This window comes from Variovorax sp. P2_H12 (assembly GCF_056403395.1).
This window is the reverse complement of record NZ_JBFUFO010000162.1, coordinates 1-509: the sequence shown is the minus strand read 5'-3', so window position 1 is coordinate 509 and position 509 is coordinate 1. Positions and strand designations below refer to the sequence as shown.

At 67.2% G+C, this 509-nt stretch carries 1 protein-coding gene; it reads right to left on the bottom strand.

What is annotated here, in order from left to right:
* The coding region (locus tag AC1DYK_RS35645; RefSeq protein WP_478170559.1) for an IS6 family transposase at positions 1-509 on the bottom strand (509 nt) is incomplete at both ends.

The following is a 509-nucleotide window of genomic DNA, read 5'->3' as shown; positions in this document are numbered from 1 at the left end:
GAGCGCGAAGTGCTGGCGGATGGGACCGAAGCTCGACAGAAAAGCCTGGGCGCGCTCAAGCCTGCGAAGGCCTCGCATGCGCCGCTCGCGCTCACGGGTGGGTTGATGGCTGTTCTCGGCGCGGTTGTTCGCGCGGGCGCAGGCCTTCACGAACACGTGCCGCACTCTCGCCAGCGCCGGGATCTCGGCTTTTGCGGCTGGATAGCTGCGCAGTCGGTCGGTGACGATCTTGCGTGGGACCTCCGGACAAGCCGCGAGCACGCGCCTGAAGAAGCGTTTCGCGGCCGCCTTGTCGCGGCGGTTCTGCAGAAGGATGTCAAGCTCGGCACCATGCCGATCGACAGCGCGCCACAGCAGATAGGGCTCACCGCGCAGCGTCACGAACATTTCGTCCAGATGCCAGGTCGATCCTGGCTTGCGGCGTGCGGCCTTGGCGCGATGCGCGAAGCTGGCGCCGAACTTGTCGCCCCAGCGCCGGATCGTCTCGTAGCTCACGACCACGCCGCGCT